Below are 1,056 nucleotides of genomic sequence, written 5' to 3' on the forward strand. Positions count from 1 at the left end.
TTTCAAACAAGCATGGGAATTTGTTAGAGATGAGGTGGCTGCAGGTGGTGATATTTTATTTGTAGGAACAAAAAAGCAGGCTCAAGATATTATTGAAGAAGAAGCTCAGAGATGTGGAGCTTTTTATATCAACCAAAGATGGCTTGGAGGGCTTTTAACTAACTTTCAAACTGTAAGAAAGTCAATTGAAAAATTAAAAAGGCTTGAAAGAATGGAAGCAGAAGGAGCATTTGAAATTTTACCTAAAAAAGAAGTTGTAAAAATTAAGAAACAAAAAGAGAAACTTGAAAGATTTCTCAAAGGAATTAAAGAAATGGAAAAAATGCCTGATGTAATATATGTAGTTGATACAGTAAGAGAAGAGCTTGCAGTAAAAGAAGCTAAAAAGCTTGGTATTCCTGTAGTTGCTATAGCTGACTCAAACTGTGACCCTGATTTAATAGATTACCCAATACCAGGAAACGACGATGCTATAAAGGCAATAAAATTAATCACTTCAAAAATAGCTGATGCAGTTGTAGAAGGAAGATCCCTGAGAGAGAAAGAAGTTGGAGCAGTTGAAGTAGAAGATGTAGAGGCTGAGCTTATGAAAAAAGCTAAAGAGGAAGGAGTTGCGGAAGTTGGTCCAGCTGTTGAATCTGGAGTTAACGGTGCAAATAACCCTGATAAAGAAAAAGCCCTTGAAGAAAATATAGATAAGCAAGTTGAAGAAAATTTACCTGAAGAAATTGAAGAAGCAAAGGAGGAGCTTAAGTAATGGCAGTAGATGCAAAATTAGTTAAAACTTTAAGAGATATGACCGGCGCAGGTTTTATGGAATGTAAAAAAGCACTTGAAGAAACTGGTGGAAATCTTGAAGAAGCAGTTGAAGTATTAAGAAAAAAAGGAGTTGCAAAGGCAGCTAAGAAAGCAGGAAGAGAAACTAAAGAAGGTTTAATACACTCATACATCCACGCAGGTGGAAGAGTTGGAGTTCTTTTAGAGCTTAACTGTGAAACAGATTTTGTTGCAAGAAATGAAGTGTTTAAGGAGCTTGCAAACGAAATAGCTCTTCAA

Annotated in this window: 2 protein-coding genes; both read left to right on the plus strand. The window is 35.6% G+C overall.

The features are described from left to right. Window positions 1-757, plus strand: a 757-nt coding sequence (gene rpsB, locus HG1285_RS00240; RefSeq protein ID WP_008289719.1) for a 30S ribosomal protein S2, incomplete at its 5' end; no start/stop codon positions are given. Beyond that, window positions 757-1,056: translation elongation factor Ts (gene tsf, locus HG1285_RS00235; protein ID WP_008289720.1), on the plus strand; the 300-nt coding region annotated here is incomplete at its 3' end. The genes rpsB and tsf, both read left to right, overlap by 1 nt.

Source organism: Hydrogenivirga sp. 128-5-R1-1 (assembly GCF_000171895.1).